A 20,696-nucleotide genomic window follows, 5' to 3' on the forward strand; every position below is an offset into this window, starting at 1 on the left:
GCGGGCGACGCCCCGCGGACGGGAGCACGCTGGACCCCATGTGGCCCCGCAGGCTGACGCGGGCGGTGGCGCTGGTGCCGCTGGCCCTGCTGGTGACGTGGGACGCTCCGGAACGCTGGACGCCGGAGCCGCGGCAGCCGCACGAGGCCGCGGCCCGCCCGGCGGCACCGCGGCCCGCCATCGTGGGCCGGGCGTCGTGGCACGCGGACGAGACGGCGGTGCGGGAGAAGCCGAGGTACGCCGGATCCGTGGCGGCGGTGTTCGTGCACCACACCGATCATCCCCATGATTACGACTGCCGCGCGGACGTGCCCGGGATGCTGCGGGCCATGCAGGACGACCACACCCACGGCGAGGGGTGGGACGACCTGGGCTACAACTTCGTCGTCGACCGGTGCGGGACGATCTACGAGGGGCGCGCCGGCGGGGTGGACCGGGCGGTGGTGGGGGCGCACACGAAGGGCTTCAACACCGGGAGCACCGGGATAGCGGCGCTGGGGCACTTCGGCGCGGGCGAGGAGGTGCCGCGCCCCATGCTGGAGGCGATCGCCGCCCTGGCGGCGTGGAAGCTGCGGCCGGGCGCGGACCCGCGGGGGCGGGTGCGCATGGTGTCGACCAATGACGCGAGCCGGTACCCGAAGGGGACGTCCGTGGAGCTCGATGTGATCGCGGGCCATCGGGACGGGTACGAGACGGACTGCCCGGGCGGGGCGCTGTACGGGAGGCTGCCCTGGCTGCGGGAGGAGGCGGCCCGGCTGCGGTCCCCGTGACCGGGGGCAATCCGCGTGACCGGGGGCAGGACGCAGACGGTCAGAGCACGTCGCCTGCGGAGTCCGCGGACCTGCGGCGGGCGGCGCGGGCGGCCGGGAAGACGGAGACGGCTATCGCGCCTGCGACGGCGGCGGCGCCCACCAGCAGCAGGACGCCCGGCGGGGGCGACTGGGCGATGCCCGCGCCGATGCCGCTGGTCCGGCCCTGCAGGTCGATCAGCCAGGTGGCGGCGAAGACGCCCAGGGACGTTCCGACGACGGCGGCGGCCGCCGCGACGAAGCCCGTGGCGGCCACGATCACCGCCGCTATCTGTCGGGGTGTCAGCCCGATGGCCTTCAGTGCGAGCAGGTCGCGGCCGCGGTCGCGGACCGCCGCGCCGATCGTCGTCGACAGCTCGGCCAGGCCGATCAGCGCCAGGACCACGACCAGGCCGACGGTGACCCCGCGCACGGCGGACAGCCGGTCGGCCGGGTTGGGGATCTCCCGTACGTCGACGCGGCCGTCCGAGGCGTCCAGCACGGCCTCGCGGACCGCCGCCGGGTCGGTGCCGCCCTTGAGCACCAGGTGGTAGAAGTCCGGCCGGGGCGCGTCGGCGCCCTCGCGCAGGGTGTCGAGCGTCGTGGAGATCACCCGGCCGCCGTCCGCCGGTTCGATGCCGCGCCCGACGATGTGCAGGACGTGCGGCGTGCCGCCGACGGTCATCCGCACCCAGTCGCCGACCCGCACGTCCAGCAGGTCGAGCAGGCCCTGTCCGGCCACCGCCTCGTCCGGGCCGCGGGCGGGCCGCCCCTCGGCGACCGAGAAGGGGTACGGGTCGCGGTCGGTGCCCAGCGCGCGCAGGGTGATCGTCCCGGTCTGGCCGGGGACCAGCGCCTGCACCTCCACGCCGGGGTAGGGCGTCGCGTCGGGCCGCGCGGCCAGCAGCGCCCGCAGCTCGCGGTCGTCGAGGCCGTCGGCGCGGGCGATGAGCGCGGCGGGCAGCCCGACCTTCTCGGGGTGCGACTCGAAGCGGTCCAGGGTGGCCCAGGCGCCCAGCGCGACGGTGATCAGCAGCAGCGGCACGGCGAGCCGCCCCACCGCGGCCGAGGAGCGCAGCGGCCGGTGGAAGGCGCCGCGCCAGCCGAGCACCAGGGCGGGCGGGACCTTCAGGCCGAGCGCACGCCGGGCGGTGCCGGACATCCGGCGGCTCGGCGCGAGGGCGGCGCGGGCGACGGGCACCGGCGGTACCCGGCCGGCCCGCCACGCGGCCAGGCAGGTCGCCGTGGCGATGAAGATCAACGCGCCGCCGGGGATGGCGAGCGGCGCCCAGGCGTGCTCGGGCAGTTGCCGCCACAGCGCCACGGCCTCGCCGAGCCGCCCGGGGATGCGGCTGCCGAGGGCCTCGGTGAGCACCGCGCCGAGGGTGACGCCCAGCAGCGCCAGGCCCAGGTGCTGGGCCAGGAACATCCGGGTCACCTGGCCGGGGGTGAAGCCGATGGCCTTGAGGACGGAGATGTCCCGCAGGTGGCCCCGTACCCGGGTGCTGATGGCCCCGCCCACGGCGAGGGCGGCGGCGAGCAGCGCGCCGAGCCCGAACAGGCCAAGGAGTCGGCCGAGCAGCCGGTTGTCCCCTTCGGCCTCGGACTTGGCCTGCCGCCAGGTGGAGACGTCGGTGATCTGGCCGGCGCCGAGCTCGGTGACCGCGCGCTGCACCACGAAGTCGGTGTCCTTCGCATCGGCCAGTCGCAGCCCGACGGTCTGGCCGCGCTGGTCGCGGCCCGCGTCGGAGGCGGCCAGGGTGGCGGGGAGGACCCATGCCACGCCGGGGGTCTCGCCCACGCGGTACCGCACCTCGGCGGTGTCCGCGACGCCCACCACGCGCAGCGGCGCGGCGAAGCCGCGCAGCGCGAGCGTGTCCCCCGGCTCGGCCCACAGCGCGCGGGCCAGGGAGCGCTCCAGCACGATGCCGCCGCGCCCATCGCGCGCGCCCTCGTCGGTGCCCGGCTCCAGCCAGCGGCCGGAGTCGACCAGGGGGGTGGCCGTCGTGGGCCGCTCGGTCACCGCGCGCACTTCCAGCGCCACCTTGGAGCCGCTGGAGCCGCCGGCGCCGAGGGACCCACCGGAAGCGCCGGAGCCGCCGGGGTCCTGGGCCGCGGTGGTGCGTACCGTGCGGTACGGCCCGGCGGTGGCCCGTACCTCGTCCAGACCGTTCAGTCCGCCCGCGGGCGCGTCGGCCTTGGCGTGGATCCACACATGCGCGCCGGAGGACTGGGTGAAGACCCGCTGCCAGGGGTCGGTCGCGTAGCCGAACAGGGCGCCGGCCAGCAGCAGCGAGACGGTGATCCCGGCCGTCGCGAGGACGAGGAAGACGGCCGCGCCGCGGTGCGCCCGCAGGTCGGCGTGCGCCCAGCGCGCCGTGGCCCACACGCCGGTCAGCCCTTCAGCCGGAGGACGTCGGCGACCCCGCTCGCGCGGCGGGCCTGGCCCTCGCCGAGGGGCGCGTCGTCGGCGATCCGGCCGTCGAAGAAGCTGATCACCCGGTCCGCGGCGCTGGCGACCCGGGCGTCGTGCGTGACGAGCAGGATGGTCTGGCCGCGCTGGTGGAAGCGGGAGAGCAGCCGCAGCACCTCGCGGGTGCCCTTGCTGTCGAGGCTGCCGGCGGGCTCGTCCGCGAGCAGCAGGCTGGGGGCGTTGACCAGGGCCCGGGCGAGGGCGACGCGCTGCTGCTCGCCGCCGGACAGCTCGCCGGGCGTGCTGTTCTCCTTGCCCTCCAGGCCGAGCTCCGCGAGCAGCTCGGCGCGGGCGGCCCGGGCCTGCCGCGGGGAGCTGCCGGCCAGCAGCGCGGGCAGTTCGACGTTGTCGGCGACGGTGAGGTTGGAGACCAGGTTGAAGAACTGGAAGACGATCCCGATGTGCTTGCGGCGCAGTACGGCCCAGCGGGCCTCGCTGCAGGTGTCGACCTGGCGGCCGTCGAGCCAGATGGATCCGCTGTCGGGGCGGTCGAGGCCGCCGAGGAGGTGCAGCAGGGTGGACTTGCCCGCGCCGGAGGGTCCGGTGACGGCGACGAACTCGCCGCGCTGGACGGTGAGGTCGACGCCGCGCACCGCGTGGACGGGGGCTGCGCCTTCCGACCGGTAGGTCTTGGCCAGGCCCTCGGCCCGCAGTATGGCGCCGCACGGCTCGTCGCGGCTCATTCCAGTTCCTCCAGCTCCTCCTGGCAGCGCTCCAGCCAGTCGAGGTCCGCCTGCAGATGCAGCATGGCGCCCTCGATCAGCAGCTGTGCGACCCGGTTGTCCCGGTCCTCGGCCGCGGCCAGCTTCGACAGGTCCCGCATGGTGTTGAGGTAGTGGCGGCGCTGGTTGTTGATGAGGGCGATCTGGTTGACGGCCCCGCTGCGCGGAGCGAGGGCGAGCTTCATGAAGAACTCGTCCCGCACCCGCGGCTCGGCGGTCGGCTGCTCGAACCAGGCGTCCACCGTCTCGCGCCCCGCGTCGGTGATGCGGTAGATGCGCTTGTTCGGGCGGTCCGACTGCTCGACGTCCTCGCCCTCGATCAGACCGGTTTTCTCCAGTCTGCCCAGAGTGACGTAGATCTGGCCGACGTTCGGCTGAGGGTACGCGGCGCCCAGAAGCTTCTCAAGGGCCTGCTTCAGTTCGTAACCGTGTGCGGGTCCGCTCGCCAACAGCGCCAGGAGTGGCAGCCGCACAATCCCTCTCTTCCTCGCAGCCCTACTTGACCGTTAGCTGTCCTCGTCCGGCTGTGAGCCGGATCGCCCTCGTATCTTCCAGCAGCATCTAGTATCGCGCATGCCTAACCGGTATACAGGGGGGCTGGACGCCGGACCGCAGGTCGGCGCTGCGGTGCAAGGAGGAACCTATGCGGTGGAAGCGTGCCGCGGGTAGGGCCCTTCTTGTCTGTGTGCTTCTTCTCGCGGGATACGCGGGCATGGGGTCGCGCCCGCCGGGGACGCCGGCGGCCGCGGACGCCGCCGGGCGGGGCCCGGTCACGCTGGTGACCGGGGGTGACCTTACCGGCTATCTGCGCGGGATCCTCGACGGCTGGAACCGCACCCACCCGCGCGAGAAGGTGACGCTGGTCGAACTGCCGGACTCCGCCGACGAGGTGCGGGCACAGATGGTCAGCGAGCTGCGTTCCGGCAGCGACCGCTTCGACGTGCTCAACATCGACGTGGCGTGGACGTCGGAGTTCGCCGCCGCGGGCTGGATCGCGCCCGTGGACGGCACGCGCTTTCCGCTGGACCGCTTCCTGCCGCCGGTGGTGGACACCGCCACCTTCGGCGGGCGGCTGTACGCGGTGCCGTACGTGACCAACGCGGGGCTGCTCTACTACCGCAAGGACGTGCTGGACCGCGAGGGCGAGCGCCCCCCGCGCACCTGGGCCGAGCTGGAGCGGCTGGCGCGGACCGTCGCGCCCCGGTACGGCATGGACGGTTACGCGGGCCAGTTCCTGCCGTACGAGGGGCTGACCGCGAACGTCGTCGAGGCGGTGCAGTCGGCGGGCGGGACGGTGCTCGGCGACGAGGGCGCGCGGGTCACGGTGGACTCCCCCGCCGCCCGCCGGGGCCTGGACTTCCTCACCGGCGGGCTGCGCGAGGGGTGGATCCCCCGGCGGGCGCTGTCCTTCACGGAGGAGGAGTCCCGCGCGGCCTTCCAGAACGGCGAGCTGCTGTTCCTGCGCAACTGGCCGTACGCGTACACGATGGCCGGCGCGAGCGGCTCGGCGGTGGCCGGGAAGTTCGGCGCCGTGCCGCTGCCGGGCCCCGAGGGTCCGGGCTCCAGCGTCCTGGGCGGCTCCAATCTCGCGGTGAACGCGCAGTCGCGGCACCGGGCGACGGCGGCCGAGCTGATGGCGTACCTGACGAGCGAGGCGGTCCAGCGGCGGGTGCTCACCCAGGGGGCGCTGCCGCCGGTGTGGGCGGACCTGTACTCCGAGCCGCGGCTGGTGCGGCGGTTCCCGTACCTGCCGACGCTGCGGCGCAGCGTGCTGGCGGCCAAGCCGCGGCCCAAGAGCGCCCGGTACGACCAGGTGAGCCTCGCCGTGCAGGCGGTGGCGCAGGACGCGCTGGCGGGGCGGCAGAGCACCCGGGCGGCGGTCGCGCGGCTGTCGCGGGAGCTGCGGGCCATCGCCGACCGAGGCTGACCCCGTTCTAGTTACTCGTTAAGTAACCCAGCCGCTCCACAATCCCTCTTTAACCCGGACATATAGCTGCGGTTTTCGACAGTTTCGTTGACACCCAAATGACACGGCTACTTAACATGCATGCATAACAGCGACCGGGCGTGCGTTTCCCGTACGCCACGTAAGAACGGTTCATCGCGTGCTCACAGCCGTCCCCGACTCCTATGCCCCTGCCACCCAGCGCTGGTGGCGGGACGCGGTCATCTACCAGGTCTACGTCCGCAGCTTCCTCGACAGCACCGGGGACGGCATCGGCGATCTCGCCGGCGTGCGCACCGGGCTGCCGTACCTGAAGAAGCTCGGGGTGGACGGCATCTGGCTCAGCCCCTTCTACCCCTCCCCGCAGCACGACCACGGCTACGACGTCGCCGACTACTGCGACGTGGACCCGGTCTACGGCGACCTCGCCGAGTTCGACGGCCTGGTGGCCGACGCCCACCGGCTGGGCCTGAAGGTGCTCCTCGACATCGTCCCCAACCACTGCTCCAGCGAGCACCCGTGGTTCCGGGCCGCGCTGGCGGAGGAGCCGGGCGGTCCGGCCCGCGCGCGCTTCCACTTCGCCGACGGCCGCGGCCCGGACGGGGCGCTGCCGCCCAACAACTGGCGCGCCATGTTCGGCGGCCCCGCCTGGTCCCGCGTCACGGAGCCGGACGGCACGCCCGGCCAGTGGTACCTGCACATGTTCACCCCGGAGCAGCCCGACCTGAACTGGCGCAACCCCGCCGTGGGCGGCCACTTCGACCAAGTGCTGCGGTTCTGGCTGGACCGCGGCGTGGACGGCTTCCGCATCGACGTGGCCGCGGGCCTGTTCAAGCACCCCGAGCTGCCCGACTCCCCCGATCCCGAAGCCGATGAGCGCACCCGCGACTCGGTCAACCCGCTGGCCTGGAACCAGCCGGAAGTGCACCAGGTGTGGCGCGAGTGGCGGGCGCTGTGCGAGGAGTACACCGCGCGGGACGGCCGGGACCGGCTGCTGGTCGGCGAGGTCTCGGTCCGCACGCCCGCCGAGCAGGCCGCCTACGTCCGCCCGGACGAGCTGCACCAGGCGTTCTTCTTCCACCTGCTGACGGCCCGCTGGGACGTCGACGTCTTCCGTACGGCCATCTCCGGGGCGCTGACCGACATCGCGGAGACCGGCTCCACCGTCACCTGGGTGCTGAACAACCACGACCAGGTCAGGACCGTCACCCGGTACGCGACCGAGCCCAGCGGAGGGCCGAGTGGTCTCGGCCCGGCGCGGGCCCGCGCCGCCGCCCTGCTGATGCTGGCCCTCCCCGGTGCCGCGTACGTGTACCAGGGCGAGGAGCTGGGCCTGCCCGAGGTCCTGGACCTGCCCGACGAGGTCCTCACCGACCCGATCTTCCACCGCACCGGGAGCCGTCAGCACATACGCGACGGCTGCCGGGTGCCGCTGCCGTGGTCCGGGCACGCCTCGCCGTTCGGCTTCACCAGCGCCGCCGAGGGGGTGCGGCCGTGGCTGCCGCAGCCCGAGTGGTTCGCCGACCACGCCACGGACCGGGCCCTGGCCGACACCCGCTCCTTCTGGCACCTGTACCGCGAGGGGCTGCACCTGCGCCGCAGCCTGCCCCAGCTCGGCGAGGGCACCCTGCGCTGGCTGCCGTCGCCGCCGCAGGTGCTGGCCTTCTCCCGCGGGGACGGCCTGGTGTGCGCCGTCAACTTCGGTACGGACCCGGTGCCCGCCCCCGTACCCGGACTCCCGCTGCTGGCCAGCGGCGACTGCCCCGCCGGCACGCTCCCCGGATCCACCGCCGCCTGGTGGATGACCGGCGAGTAGCACCCTCCGGCCGACCCGAGACCCCCCATCCCACCCCCGATCGAAGGGAACCCTCATGAGAAACCTCGCGGCACGACGCATACGCACCGGCATCCGGACCGCCGTATCCGGCACCGCCGTGCTCGGCCTCGCGCTGACCGCCACCGCGTGCGGCGGTGACAGCGGCGACAGCTCCGGGGGCGGCAAGCAGACGCTCAAGGGCCAGTCGGTGACCGTCGCCGGGGTCTGGACGGGGGTGGAGCAGAAGAACTTCAAGAAGGTCCTGGACGCGTTCTCCGAGAAGACCGGCGCCAAGACCTCCTTCGTCTCCACCGGCGACAACGTCTCCACCGTCATCGGCAGCAAGATCGAGGGCGGCAACGCCCCGGACGTGGTGATGGTGCCGCAGGTCGGCGTGCTGGAGCAGTTCGCCGAGAAGAAGTGGCTGGAGCCGCTGTCGAAGGAGGTCGCGAGCCGTGCCGCGGCCGACTTCGCGCCGGTGTGGAAGGAGTACGGCACGGTCGGCGGCACCTACTACGGCCTGTACTTCAAGGCCTCCCACAAGTCGACGGTCTGGTACAGCCCGGAAGCGTTCGAGCAGGCGGGTGTCGGGCCCGCGAAGAGCTACCAGGACCTGCTGAAGACCGGCCGGACCCTCTCCGACTCGGGCGTGCCCGCCTTCTCGGTCGCGGGCGAGGCCGGGTGGCCGCTCACCGACTGGTTCGAGAACATCTACCTCTCCCAGGCGGGCCCGGAGAACTACGACAAGCTGGCCGCCCACGAGATCCCGTGGACCCACCCCACCGTGGTCAAGGCGCTCACCACGCTCGGCAAGCTGTTCGGGGACAAGGACCTGGTCGCCGGGGGCGGGGCGGGCGCGCTGCGCACCGACTTCCCGGAGTCCGTCGAGCAGGTCTTCGGCCCCGAGCCCAAGGCGGGCATGGTCTACGAGGGCGACTTCGTCGGCGGGCTGGTCACCGATCAGCTCAAGAAGAAGGTCGGCGAGGACGCGAAGTTCTTCCCCTTCCCCGCTGTCGACGGCGGCAAGGCGCCGGTGGTCAGCGGCGGTGACGCCGCGGTGGTGCTCAAGGCCGGGAAGAACAAGAAGGCCGCCATGGAGCTGGTGAAGTACCTCGCCTCCCCGGAGGCGGCGGGCATCTGGGCCGAGGCCGGCGGCTTCATCTCCCCCAACACCAAGGTGGACCTGGGCCGGTACGCGGACGACACCGCCCGGCAGACCGCCAAGTCGCTGATCGACGCGGGTGACTCGGTGCGGTTCGACATGTCCGACCAGGCCCCGGCCGCGTTCGGCGGCACCCAGGGCGCGGGCGAGTGGAAGCTGCTCCAGGACTTCCTGCGCGACCCGTCCGACCCGAAGGCCACGGCCCGCAAGCTGGAGGCCGCGGCGGCCAAGGCGTACCGGAAGTAAGGACCCCCGCCCGATGTCTGTGACCACCCCTCAGGTGCCGCCCGCGAAGGCGGGCGGCACCCCGCCCGGCCCCTCTGGAGCCGAGCGCCGCCCCGGCCCGCGGCGCACCCCCGACCCCAGGCGGCGCGCCGCCGGACGGCGCAGGATCGTCGCCGCGCTGTTCCTGCTGCCCGCGCTGCTGCTGCTCGGCGCCCTGGTCGCGTACCCGATCCTGTTCTCGGTCGGCCGCAGCCTCTTCGACGCCTCGGGAGAGAAGTTCGTCGGCACCGACAACTACGCCGAGATCTTCCATGACCCGGCGACGCTCAAGGCCATCCGCAACAGCGCGATCTGGGTGGTGTTCGCCCCCGCGCTGCTGACCGGGCTCGGCCTGATCCTCGCCGTGCTGACCGAGAAGGTGCGCTGGAAGACCGCCTTCAAACTGCTGATGTTCATGCCGATGGCGATCTCCTTCCTCGCCGCCGGGATCATCTTCCGGCTCGCGTACGAGCAGGACCCGGACCGCGGGGTGCTCAACGCGGTGGCGGTCGGCATCCACGACAGCTTCGAGGAGCCGTCCGCCTACCCCACCGCCAAGGCCCGCTTCGGCGACCAGCTGCTGCAGAAGCGGGACGACGGCTCGTACCGCACGGTGCGCGCCACCCGGCTGACCGCGGGAGCGGGGCAGACGGTCAACCTCGGGCTGGTCGGCGTCCCGGCCAAGGAGCTGCCCGCGGAGGCGAAGCCGGCCGCGAAGGCCGCGACCGCCCCGGCCGCCGCCGGGGAGCTGCGCGGCACGGTCTACCTCGACTTCACCCTCGGTGGCGGCGGCAAGCCGGGCCGGGTGGATCGCACCGAGCGGGGCCTGCCGAAGATGGCCGTGGAGGCGGTCGACGCGCAGGGGAAGGTCGTGGGGAAGGCCACGGCCGGGCCGGACGGCGGGTACCGGTTCGCCGGCCTGGAGCCGGGCACGTACACCGTCCAGCTGCCCGCGAGGAACTTCGCCCCGCCCTACGAGGGGATCTCCTGGCTCGGCCCCGCCCTGGTCACCCCGGCCATCATCGGCGCGTACATGTGGATCTGGACCGGCTTCGCCATGGTCCTCATCGGCGCCGGGCTCTCCGCCATGCCGCGTGACGTCCTGGAGGCGGCCCGGATGGACGGCGCCAACGAGTGGCAGATCTTCCGCAAGATCACCGTCCCGCTGCTGGGGCCCGTTCTCGGCGTGGTCTTCGTGACCATGGTGATCAACGTGATGAAGGTCTTCGACCTCGTCTACATCATCGCCCCGGGACCGGTGCAGCAGGACGCCAACGTCCTGGCCATGCAGATGTGGCTGGTCTCCTTCGGCGGCGGCAACAACCAGGGACTCGGCAGCGCGCTGGGCGTCCTGCTGCTGCTCCTGGTGGTCCCCGCCATGGCCCTCAACATCCGACGCTTCCGCAGGAGCCAGTCATGACGACGACCACACCCCGCGCGTCCGGGCCCCGCGCGTCCGGACCCCGCAAGCAGCCGGCCGCCCGGCTGGCGAAGTGGCTCAGCGGCGGCCTGATCCAGATCTTCCTGCTGGTCGTCGGGCTGATCTGGGTCACCCCTGTCGCCGGGCTGTTCTTCTCCTCGCTGCGTACGGAGGAGGAGAACGCGACCAGCGGCTGGTGGACCGCGCTGACCTCGCCGGGCAGGCTCTCGGTCGACAACTACACGGCGCTGCTGGAGAACTCCGGCATCACGCAGGCGTTCTGGAACACCCTGCTGATCTCCGTGCCGACGACCATCCTGGTCGTGGTGATCGCGGCACTGGCCGGGTACGCCTTCGCCTGGCTGGAGTTCCCCGGCCGGGACTGGATCTTCCTGCTCGTGGTCGCGATGCTGGTGGTGCCCATCCAGATCGGCCTGCTGCCGGTGGCCAAGATGTTCGGGGCCCTGGGGCTCTTCGGCTCCATCCCCGGCGTGGTGCTCTTCCACGTCGCCTACGGCCTGCCGTTCGCCATCTTCCTGCTGCGCAACTACTTCGCGGAGATCCCGAAGGAGATGCTGGAGGCCGCCCGGATGGACGGCGGCGGGGAGTGGCGGATCTTCTCCCGGCTGGTGCTGCCGCTGGGCCGGCCCGCCATCGCGAGCCTGGCCATCTTCCAGTTCCTGTGGGTGTGGAACGACATGCTGGTGGCGCTGATCTTCGCCGACAGCGAGTCGCAGCCGCTGACCGTGGCCCTCCAGTCGGAGATGCGGCAGTTCGGCAGCAACATCGGGGTGCTGGCGCCCGGCGCCTTCCTCTCCCTCGTCGTACCGCTCATCGTGTTCTTCGCCTTCCAGCGGCACTTCGTCCAGGGCGTCATGGCCGGGTCCGTGAAGTAGCCGAAGAGAGTCGACCCTGTGACCGGAATGCGGATATTGAGAGCTATGTGCGAAGATTTGAGGTGCGTCATGTAGCCCGGGAGGAGGGCCGACATGTCCCGCTCAGTCGGCATTGACCTCGGTACGACGAACTCCGTGGTGTCGGTCCTGGAGGCCGGCGAGCCCACCGTGATCGCGAACGCGGAGGGTCAGCGCACCACACCGTCGGTGGTCGCGTTCGCCAAGACCAACGAGGTGCTCGTCGGGGAGATCGCCAAGCGCCAGGCCGTCACCAACGTGGAACGCACCGCGCGGTCGGTGAAGCGGCACATGGGGGACGCGCAGTGGCGGTTCCCGGAGACCGGCAGCGTCGACGGCAAGCGGTACACGGCGCAGGAGATCGCCGCGCGGGTGCTCCAGAAGCTCAAGCGGGACGCGGAGCACTACCTCGGCGAGAAGGTGACCGACGCCGTCGTCACGGTGCCCGCGTACTTCAACGACGCGCAGCGCACCGCCACCAAGGAGGCCGGTGAGATCGCGGGGCTGAACGTCCTGCGGATCATCAACGAGCCGACGTCCGCCGCCCTGGCGTACGGCCTGGACAAGGAGCAGGAGCAGACGGTCCTGGTCTTCGACCTGGGCGGCGGCACCTTCGACGTGTCGCTGCTGGACATCGGGGAGGGTGTCGTCGAGGTCAAGGCGACCCACGGCGACACGCACCTGGGGGGCGACGACTGGGACCAGCGGATCGTCGACCACCTGGTCAAGCAGTTCAAGAACGCGTACGGCGTGGACCTGTCCAAGGACAAGATGGCCGTCCAGCGGCTGCGTGAGGCGGCCGAGCGGGCGAAGATCGAGCTGTCCGCGGCCACCGAGACCTCGATCAACCTGCCGTACATCACCGCCTCGGCCGAGGGCCCGCTGCACCTGGACGAGAAGCTCACCCGCGCCCAGTTCGAGCAGCTCACGGCCGATCTGCTGGAGCGGTGCAGGGACCCGTTCCACGCCGCGGTCAAGGACGCGAAGATCACGGTGTCCGACGTCGACCACGTCATCCTGGTCGGCGGCTCGACCCGGATGCCGGCGGTGACGAACCTGGTCAAGGAGCTGACCGGGAAGGATCCGCACAAGGGCGTGAACCCGGACGAGGTCGTCGCCATCGGCGCCTCGCTCCAGGCCGGTGTCCTCAGAGGCGAGGTCAAGGACATCCTGCTGCTCGACGTCACCCCGCTGTCCCTTGGCATCGAGACCAAGGGCGGCATCATGACCAAGTTGATCGAGCGCAACACCACGATCCCGGTCCGGCGTGCGGAGATCTTCACCACGGCCGAGGACAATCAGCCGTCGGTGCAGATCCAGGTCTTCCAGGGTGAGCGCGAGATCGCCGCGTACAACAAGAAGCTCGGCATGTTCGAGCTGACCGGTCTGCCGCCGGCCCCGCGCGGCGTCCCGCAGATCGAGGTCGCCTTCGACATCGACGCCAACGGCATCATGCACGTGACCGCGAAGGACCTGGGCACGGGCAAGGAGCAGAAGATGACCGTCACCGGCGGCTCCGCGCTGCCGAAGGACGACATCGACCGCATGATGCGCGAGGCCGAGCAGTACGCGGAGGAGGACCACAAGCGCCGCGAGGCCGCCGAGACCCGCAACCAGGCCGAGCAGCTCGTCTACCAGACGGAGAAGCTGCTGCGGGACAGCGGGGACAAGATCCCCGGGGATGTGAGGTCCGAGGTCGAGGCCGCCGTCGGAGAGGTGAAGGAGAAGCTCAAGGGCGAGGACACCGCCGCGATCCGTACCGCGATGGAAGCGGCGGCCGCGGCGGCGCAGAAGGTCGGCACGGCCCTGTACTCCCAGACCCAGGAGGCGCCGCCCGCCGGGGCGGGCGCCCCCAAGGGCCCGGGAGAGGAGGACGTCGTGGACGCCGAGATCATCGACGAGGAGGACAAGGGCGAGGAGGGCAAGGGCTCCTCATGAGCCTGCCCGTGATCCCCCTCCACAGCTGTCGGACGCTCAGGTCGTCTGCGCCTGTTCGTAGAGGGACTTGATCTCGTCGCCGAAGTACGGGCCGAACATCGTGTTCGGCAGGAAGCGGTAGCCGAAGCTGTTCACCGAGGACTGCAGGCCGGTGCCCTTGGCCTCGTCGAACGAGGCGAACCACGGGCCGCCGCTGGAACCGCCCGTCATGTTGCAGGCCAGTCCGTGGTCCTTGGTGAGCAGGAAGTCCTTGGACGTGTTCCCGCTGCAGTAGATGAGCTTCTTGCCGTCGTACGGGGAGGCGGCGGGAAACCCGAAGGCGTACATGGCCTTGTTGTAGCCGCCGTTGAACTGGAGGCCCTGGGCGCCGACGACCTCGGTGAGCTTCTTGCCGTCGAGGGGGCCGACGACGGCGGCGCCGACGTCGAAGTTCATGTCCTCGCTGGCCGTCCACTGCGGGGTGGACAGCGTCTTGGTGGCCGTCCAGGTGCCGTAGGGGGTCTGTCCGTCGTTGTAGCCGGGCACGAACGCCCAGTTGGTGTGCCAGTTGCCCTGGTACTTGACGCAGTGCCCGGCGGTGATCACGGTGCTGCCGTTGTTGCTGGTCACCGCGTTGCCCGAGCAGGAGGCCGTGCGGCCCTGCATGGTGAAGAACACCCGGCCGGAGGTCTTGACGACCGCGCCGCCGCCGGTCCATGGCCCGCCCGCCTGCGGGAAGGACCTGGTCTGCGCGGTGGGGGCGGTGGGCGCGACCGTGGTGGTCCTGCCGCTCTTCTTGGGGGTGGAGAGGGCACCGGGGGCGACGTCGAGCCGGTCGAGCGGGGTGGCGGTCCGCATCCGCTCGGGCGTCCAGAAGTCCCTGACCCGCTGCTGCTCGCTCGCGGAGTCCGCGGCGGTGTGCGCGGCGGCGGGGGACGGAGCGGGAGAGGGATCGGGGGCGGCGGTGGCGGTGGCGGTCTGAAGTCCGGTGGCGAGCAGGGCACCTGCGGCCAGCACGATGCCGATGGCGGTACGGCGGGGACGTCTCACGCGTACTCCTTCTGCCCAGGCCGCGCGAGTCGTCGCGCGGGCAGTGTGGGGGGCCGGACCGCGGTGGGTCGCGGTCCGGGCAGATGAGCGGTGCGGATCGGGGGTGCGTGGGGCAGAGTGCCACGGAAGCGCCACACTGTCAGGAGCGCGTCGGTGACATGGCCGAAACGCGATGGGTTCCGGGCGCGGCCACAGCGTGGCCGGGCGCCGGTTCAGGCGGTGCAGGCAGCGCGACCTGGGTGAGCGGGTCGGCGAGGAGGACGAGGGCGGACTCGGGGGTGGCGGCGGCCGGTTGCCGGGCCGGCGCGTCGTCGGCACGCACGTCGCCGCCGCCCTCGGGCAGGGCGGCGGCGAAGCGGGCGGCCCCAACGGCCGGGGCCGGGTGCCGGATGTGGTTCCAGCCGAAGCCGAGTCTCCGACATCGCGCGGTCAGGCGTACGGCTTGTCCCCGGCGGGACGCAGGCCGCCGTCCTTGACGGGGCCGAGGCCCTTGTCCTGGTCGATGAGTGGCGAGACCGTCAGCGGGCGCCCGCCCGCCGCCCCGTTGACCGGCAGTCGCGGTCCGGCCGCGGGCGGCGTCTCCGTGCCCGCGGGGCTCTGGCGCAGTTCCGGGGCGAGGCGTTGCAGCGTCTCCACCACGATGGCGGCCTGGTCGGCCATCCGCTCGCCGTCCGCGTGGTCGGTGACCGCGTCTGGGGCGGTCACCGCCGGGTCGCCCGGCATGAGGTGCACCGGCCGCGCGACGCGGACGAGGTCGGGGGTCTCGTAGGTGGGTACGAACCCACCGGAACCGGGAGGGTTGCCGGTGTGCAGGTCCAACGGGACGTCGACCGCCTGCCGCATCGCCGCCACGGCCGCCGTCGGCAGTCCGGTGACGGGGGTGACGCTGTCGGCGCCGAGCCCGGCCAGCAGCCGCACGCCGGCGGCGTTGGCGTACCCGAGGTGCGCCGGCGCCTTGAACCGCACCTCGGCGGGGATCCGGCGGCGGGACCGGGCGAGCGAGAGGATGTGCAGCAGCCCCTCGTCGTACACCACGAAGTTGCGGCAGCCCAGGTCGATGCCGCGCAGCACGTCGTCGAGCGCGTTGCGGAGCTGGTCCACGCCGCGCAGCCGGTCGCCTGCGGGGGCGCCGCGCTGTGAGCCCGTGTCGTACGCCGCCGGTGGACCGGCGGAGAAGTACATCGCGACGCCCTCGTCGCGGGCGAGCGAGAGATAGTCCCTCAGTTCCCGGCCGGTGTGCCGGAAGAGGCCCAGCGTCTCGGTCGCCCGGTTGATGAAGACGCCCTGGCGGCGGGCGCGGCGGAGAATTCCGGAAAATGTCGCCGAACTGTTCACGGCCGGGACTTCTATTCGGAAGTCGGTGCCGTCATCGAATTTCGCGAACGATTCGGTGAGATGGTGATCGTCGTGTGCCGCGAAACCGAGTTGCCGCAATATGTCCGCGCCCGGGGTCGTCGAATGCATCTGACTCACCACCGTTCCGGGATGATGACACATCGAATTGAGCGTAGCAGCGGGCCGTCGCCGCGCAACTCGGCGCGGCGCGCGACGGCCTGCCTCATGTGCCGCGCAGCAGCACGGCGTAGATGGTCAGTCCGGGGCCGAACGCCACGGCGATGCCGTGCTTCCCGGGTTCCAGGGGCGCGGCGCTCTGCAGGGCCTCCATGACCATGAGCACGCCCGCGGAGGCGCAGTTGCCGTAGTCGTGGAGCACTTTGCGGGAGGCGTCGGCGGCGGCGGGGTCGAGGTCCAGGCTGTTCACGGCGGCGTCGATGATGGCGGGCCCGCCCGGGTGGATCGCCCACCACTCCACGTCGGAGACGTCGAGCCCGCGGCGCCCGAGCAGTTCCCGGACCATGCCGGGCAGATGGGTGCCGACCACGCCGGGGACCTGCGGGGACAGGCCCATCCGGAACCCCTTGTCGGTCACCGTCCAGGACATGCAGTCCTCGTGCTCGGCGTCGGTGCGGGTGTTGACGTCCACCACCTCCAGGCCCCAGCCGTCGCGGTGCTGCTCGCGCTGGACGACCGTGGCCACGGCCGCGTCGGCGAACAGCGAGCTCACCACGACCTGCTGGTTGTCGTAGGGCGGTGGTTGCAGGTGCAGGGACGAGAGTTCCACGTTGATCATCAACGCGGGCCGCTCGTTGTGGCGCACGAAGTCCGCGCAGACCTCCAGGGCGGGAAGGGCCGCGAAGCATCCCATGTGCCCGACCGAGACGCGCTTGGTGTCCGGCGCCATGCCGAAGTCCCGGGCGATGCCGGTGTCGACGCCGGGCGTCACGTATCCGGTCGACGACACCAGGCACAGCAGCCCGATGTCGTCGGCGTCGAGTGACGTCCGCTTGAGGGCGGTGGCGATGGCCTCCTCGCTGAGCGGCAGCGCCTCGTCCAGGTGGCGGCTCATGCGCGCCCCGGTGGACCAGTTCCGCACGTCCTCGGCGATCGGGTCCACCGCCAGATAGCGGCCCTCGATTCCGCAGTGGGCAACGACCTTCTGGAGGAAGCCCTTCTTGGGATAGTCGTCCGGCAGGAAGTCGGGGATCTCCGCCTGGGACTGGTAAATCGACGGGAGAGCCACGCCGAAGCCGGTGATTCGTGGAACCCATATGTCGTCCATGGCGACAATTATCCGAGTACCGGCATTCGGGGCAATTCGGCGACTCGAATGGACGTTCGCGAAACGCCGCCCCCTCACGCTCCGTCAGCTCCGGTCACCGGTGAAACGAGCGAGTTTACCCGACCGGCGGCCCGCGCGGCGGAATTCATCACAGCTTGAGTGCCCTCGAATGGGGGCGGCACGGACCCCGTACGAATGGATGACCAGCGCGCACGGGGCGCCGAAGGGCGCGGAACGGGCCCACCGCGGCGATTCCCCCGTGCTCCCCCGACCGGAGGACAGTGAGTTGAGCCATCGACACGTGAACAAGCGGACGGGTCTCATAGTGGGAGCCTCCGGAACCGCCCTCCTGGCAGCGGTCATCCTGCTCCCCGACGCCAACGCGAGCCCGGACGCGAAGCCCTCCGCCCGGACGTTCACCGCCCGCTCCGCGACGCAGGTCGCGGGCACGCTGGTGCCGGAGCTCGGCCCGAGGGCAGCGGGCTGGTACTACGACGGGGACCGCGGCCGACTGGTGGTCAACGTGTTGGACGAGGCCGCCGCCCGCCGGGTCCGGGAGAGCGGCGCGGAAGCCAGGGCGGTCGAGAACAGCACGGCCGAACTGCGGGCCGCGACCCGCACCCTGAGCGACTCGGCTGCGCTGCCCGGCACCGCCTGGTCCATCGACCCGCGCACCAACAAGGTGCGCGTCATCGCCGACAGAACCGTGACGGGGAGCAGGCTGCGCACCCTGACCAGGACCGTCGAGCGGATGGGCGGGCTGGTGTCCGTTCAGCGCTCCCGGGGCGAGTTCACGGCGTTCGACACCGACGGCGCCGTCAACGGCGGCGACGCCATCTTCGGCGGCGGGTCGCGCTGCTCGCTCGGGTTCAACGTCACCGTCGGCGGGGCGCCGGCGTTCCTGACCGCGGGTCACTGCGGCAACATCGCCCCGAGCTGGACCAGCGACCAGGGCGGCGCTCAGCCCCTGGGCACCACGCGGGAGTCGCAGTTCCCGGGCAGCGACTTCGCGCTCGTGACGTACGACGACCCGAACGCCGCGGCTCCCAGCAGCGTCGACCTCCAGGACGGCGGAACGCAGGAGATCACCCGGGTCGCCGACGCCGCCGTGGGCATGGAGGTGCAGCGCGCCGGCAGCACCACCGGCCGCAGCGCCGGCACCGTCACCGGCCTGGACGCCACCGTCAACTACGGCAACGGCGACATCGTGAACGGGCTCATCCAGACGGACGTGTGCGCGGAACCGGGCGACAGCGGCGGCGCGATGTTCTCCGGCGACGCCGCGGTCGGCCTCACCTCGGGCGGCAGCGGTGACTGCACCCAGGGCGGCGAGACCTTCTTCCAGCCGGTCTCGGCCGCGCTGGAGGCCACGGGCGCGGTCATCGGCGGCGAGGGCGGCGCCGCGTCCGCCCCGGGTGCCGCGGTGAACTGACGGCCGCGCCGGAGGCCGCCGTACGGGAAGCCGCCGTACCGGAAGCCGCCCGCACGAGACAGCGCCGGGCGGCGCGCCCCGCCGCGTGAGACGCCGTCGCCGCGAAGCCGTACCGGAACCGGCCGGCCACCCGGCCCGCACGCCGGGCCCCGGGCTCCCCCCTCCCTCCCCGGCGCCCGGGGCCCTCCGCGCACGTCAGACGCCCTTGCCGCGGCTCCTGCGCTCCTTGGCCACCGCGCGGCGGACCTCCTCCTGGTCCCATAAGCGCTTCAGTTCCAAGGTCCGCTCGTCGAGCTCGATCGGCTCGTCCTCGTCCCTCTCCTTCCACAGCCCTTCCGCCTTGAGCCGCGCCGTCTGGACCTCGATGGGCGGGTCCGGGTCGAAGTCCGAGGGACGCGGGCCCTCGGGCCCGTCGGGGCCGATGCGGACCAGCCGCTCGACCCGTGTCACCCGGAAGCGGCGGCCGGCGACGCTCACCGCGTTGCCGCGCTTGTCGTCGAGCCGGTCGGCCGCCCGCGCGTACTCCGCGCGCTCCGTCTCGTCCAGCTCCATCGTGAACGGCGCCATCACCCGCAGCCAGGTCGCCAGGGCGTCCCGCGCGCCCTGCGGCGTCGAGTACGTCGAGCCCGGGTTGTGCGCCTGCCACTGCCCGTCCACCCGCTCGGAGACGGCGTACGCGGCCGGCAGCAGCACCCCGCCCGGGTACCTGGCGATGGCCCGCCGCGCGTCCTCCGCCATCTCCGGCGGCCCCCCGACCGACGCCCCGGCGAAGCGCACCAGGTCCAGCTTGAGGATGCCGTCGGACAGGCCGGTGCCGGCGAACGGGTCCACGACGAAGCCCTTGGTGCGGCACGGCAGCCGGTACGACTCCCCGACCTCCCCCGGGTCGGGGTCGGAGGGGCGGGGCGGCTCCGGGCCGCCGCCGCCCGCCCGGATGAAGTGCGCGGCGCGGACGATCCGGTGCCTCTCGCCCTGGACGCGCACGTCGTCGACGACCTCCCGGTCCATGCGCGCCGCCGCCGCCAGCCACTTCCGGTGCGCCTTCTCCTCCCCGGCCCCGGCGGCCTCGGCGGCCCGCTTCCGGAAGGACGAGCCGAGTGAGTCCCGCGCCTGCTGCGGCGTGCCGTTCCCGTACCCCGACAGCTCCCAGCCGCCCGTCTCGAGCTCCTTGGCGTGGAAGAACTCCGGCGCCCCCAGGCCCATCAGCTTCGGGTACCGCTCCCTGGCCTCCCACGCCTCCTGCTCGGCGAAGGCCGCGATCGGGCCGTCCTGCAAGGTCACCCGCACCGTCAGATAGGCGGGGACCTCGTCCTCGTAACCACTCATGGAGCGAATGTGCACGAGCGGCGCCGGGCGCGCCGCGTGAACCCGATATTCCACACGCGGCGGTGAACGGATCTTGCGGCGGACGCGGAGGACCGGCTATGACGCGCCGGGTTCCACGGTCGGCCGCATGCGCCTCGTCAGCGGCGTCCCGCCCCGGTTGCCGCAGGTGAGGCGCTGGTCAAGGCTGGAAGTAGGTGCCCTGCGAACCTTGGCCTTGAGGAGAGGCGGTGGACGATCGGGTGCCTGCCGACCGGCCTTCCGACAGCGGTCACCGGGCGGTGCCGCACACCGCGGACACCCGCCTGGAGGCGTGGTCCACCACGCCCGAGGGCTGCATCGCCGAGGCCGTGCGCGCGATGGTGGAAGGCTTCGCCGACACCTCCGCGGCCGACGTCGTGGCGGACCGGGAGTGCTCCGTGGCCGCCGGCACCGACGAGGACCTGCTGTACGCGGTGCTGGAGGAGGTCGTCTCGCGGATGGACATCGACGGGGAGGTCCCCCGGGACGTGGCGGTGGAGCCGATCAGAGCGGCGGGCGGTCGCCGTACCGCGACGGTCCGCTTCCGGATGGTCGACGCCGCCGCGGCGGCACCGGTCGGAGCCGTGCCCAAGGCCGTCGCCCTGCACGGCCTCCACTTGGAGGGCTCGCCGGGCAGGTGGACCTGCCGCGTGACGGTCGACGTCTGACGCCGCGATGCCGGACTGGAGGTGAGCGGCATGGAGATCACCCTGGTCGAGGAGGGCCCGTTCCGCTTCCGTATCGAGCAGTGCGGCCCCATGCGCGTGCCCGGAGTGGTGTTCGGCTCGAAGGACCTGCTTCCCCAGGCGGCGGGCGACCAGGCGCTGGA

16 protein-coding genes are annotated in these 20,696 nt (G+C 72.4%); 9 read left to right on the top strand and 7 right to left on the bottom strand.

Features of this window, described 5'->3' with window-relative positions; genetic code table 11:
- Positions 1-38: 38 nt before the first annotated feature.
- Positions 39-770: an N-acetylmuramoyl-L-alanine amidase gene (locus Q3Y56_RS03670; RefSeq protein WP_304460533.1), complete on the top strand. Its 732-nt coding sequence runs from the start codon at positions 39-41 to the stop codon at positions 768-770.
- 40 nt (positions 771-810) lie between these two features.
- Here the strand turns inward: Q3Y56_RS03670 and Q3Y56_RS03675 are convergent, their stop codons facing one another.
- Genes Q3Y56_RS03675 through Q3Y56_RS03685 form a run of 3 tightly spaced genes read right to left on the bottom strand, consistent with a single transcriptional unit; the run spans position 811 to position 4,456 of the window.
- Complete coding sequence (locus tag Q3Y56_RS03675) at positions 811-3,177, bottom strand: FtsX-like permease family protein (protein ID WP_304460534.1); 2,367 nt, start codon at positions 3,175-3,177, stop codon at positions 811-813.
- A 5-nt stretch (positions 3,178-3,182) separates the two neighbouring features.
- Positions 3,183-3,944 (bottom strand): ABC transporter ATP-binding protein, encoded by a 762-nt coding sequence (locus tag Q3Y56_RS03680; RefSeq protein ID WP_304460535.1) that lies wholly within the window; start codon positions 3,942-3,944, stop codon positions 3,183-3,185.
- Entirely contained in the window at positions 3,941-4,456 is a 516-nt protein-coding gene (locus tag Q3Y56_RS03685) for a PadR family transcriptional regulator (protein ID WP_304460536.1), read from the bottom strand. The genes Q3Y56_RS03680 and Q3Y56_RS03685 overlap by 4 nt, the downstream gene beginning before the upstream one ends.
- Positions 4,457-4,626: 170 nt before the next feature.
- Between Q3Y56_RS03685 and Q3Y56_RS03690 the strand changes: the two genes are divergently transcribed.
- The 6 genes from Q3Y56_RS03690 (at position 4,627) to dnaK (ending at position 13,442) form a co-directional block, all read left to right on the top strand.
- Complete coding sequence (locus Q3Y56_RS03690) at positions 4,627-5,910, top strand: ABC transporter substrate-binding protein (protein ID WP_304460537.1); 1,284 nt, start codon at positions 4,627-4,629, stop codon at positions 5,908-5,910.
- A 178-nt stretch (positions 5,911-6,088) separates the two neighbouring features.
- Positions 6,089-7,744, top strand: a complete 1,656-nt coding sequence (locus Q3Y56_RS03695) for a glycoside hydrolase family 13 protein (RefSeq protein WP_304460538.1) — start codon at positions 6,089-6,091, stop codon at positions 7,742-7,744.
- Between the two features lie 55 nt (positions 7,745-7,799).
- Positions 7,800-9,152: an ABC transporter substrate-binding protein gene (locus Q3Y56_RS03700; protein WP_304460539.1), complete on the top strand. Its 1,353-nt coding sequence runs from the start codon at positions 7,800-7,802 to the stop codon at positions 9,150-9,152.
- A gap of 13 nt (positions 9,153-9,165) precedes the next feature.
- Complete coding sequence (locus tag Q3Y56_RS03705) at positions 9,166-10,590, top strand: ABC transporter permease subunit (protein WP_304460540.1); 1,425 nt, start codon at positions 9,166-9,168, stop codon at positions 10,588-10,590.
- Entirely contained in the window at positions 10,587-11,486 is a 900-nt protein-coding gene (locus tag Q3Y56_RS03710) for a carbohydrate ABC transporter permease (protein ID WP_304460541.1), read from the top strand. The genes Q3Y56_RS03705 and Q3Y56_RS03710 overlap by 4 nt, the downstream gene beginning before the upstream one ends.
- Positions 11,487-11,579: 93 nt before the next feature.
- Positions 11,580-13,442: a molecular chaperone DnaK gene (dnaK, locus tag Q3Y56_RS03715; RefSeq protein WP_304460542.1), complete on the top strand. Its 1,863-nt coding sequence runs from the start codon at positions 11,580-11,582 to the stop codon at positions 13,440-13,442.
- Positions 13,443-13,478: 36 nt separating this feature from the next.
- On the opposite strand, the gene Q3Y56_RS03720 is transcribed toward dnaK, so the two are convergent.
- From Q3Y56_RS03720 to Q3Y56_RS03730, 3 genes are all read right to left on the bottom strand, one after another.
- Positions 13,479-14,471 carry a serine protease gene (locus tag Q3Y56_RS03720; protein WP_304460543.1) on the bottom strand — a complete coding sequence of 331 codons (993 nt, stop codon included), beginning with the start codon at positions 14,469-14,471 and terminating at the stop codon, positions 13,479-13,481.
- 429 nt (positions 14,472-14,900) lie between these two features.
- Positions 14,901-15,935, bottom strand: coding sequence for a peptidase (locus Q3Y56_RS03725; RefSeq protein ID WP_304460544.1), 1,035 nt, complete (start codon positions 15,933-15,935; stop codon positions 14,901-14,903).
- Between the two features lie 94 nt (positions 15,936-16,029).
- Complete coding sequence (locus tag Q3Y56_RS03730; RefSeq protein WP_304460545.1) at positions 16,030-17,091, bottom strand: type III polyketide synthase; 1,062 nt, start codon at positions 17,089-17,091, stop codon at positions 16,030-16,032.
- A gap of 286 nt (positions 17,092-17,377) precedes the next feature.
- Between Q3Y56_RS03730 and Q3Y56_RS03735 the strand changes: the two genes are divergently transcribed.
- Positions 17,378-18,523, top strand: coding sequence for a S1 family peptidase (locus Q3Y56_RS03735; RefSeq protein WP_304460546.1), 1,146 nt, complete (start codon positions 17,378-17,380; stop codon positions 18,521-18,523).
- 195 nt (positions 18,524-18,718) lie between these two features.
- On the opposite strand, the gene Q3Y56_RS03740 is transcribed toward Q3Y56_RS03735, so the two are convergent.
- Positions 18,719-19,849, bottom strand: a complete 1,131-nt coding sequence (locus Q3Y56_RS03740) for a DUF5954 family protein (RefSeq protein WP_304460547.1) — start codon at positions 19,847-19,849, stop codon at positions 18,719-18,721.
- 227 nt (positions 19,850-20,076) lie between these two features.
- Here Q3Y56_RS03740 and Q3Y56_RS03745 point away from each other — a divergent pair, with 227 nt between their 5' ends.
- Positions 20,077-20,535, top strand: coding sequence for an archease (locus Q3Y56_RS03745; RefSeq protein ID WP_304460548.1), 459 nt, complete (start codon positions 20,077-20,079; stop codon positions 20,533-20,535).
- Positions 20,536-20,696: the final 161 nt, after the last annotated feature.

This window comes from Streptomyces sp. XD-27, assembly GCF_030553055.1.
In the GTDB taxonomy this organism is placed as follows: Bacteria; Actinomycetota; Actinomycetes; order Streptomycetales; family Streptomycetaceae; genus Streptomyces.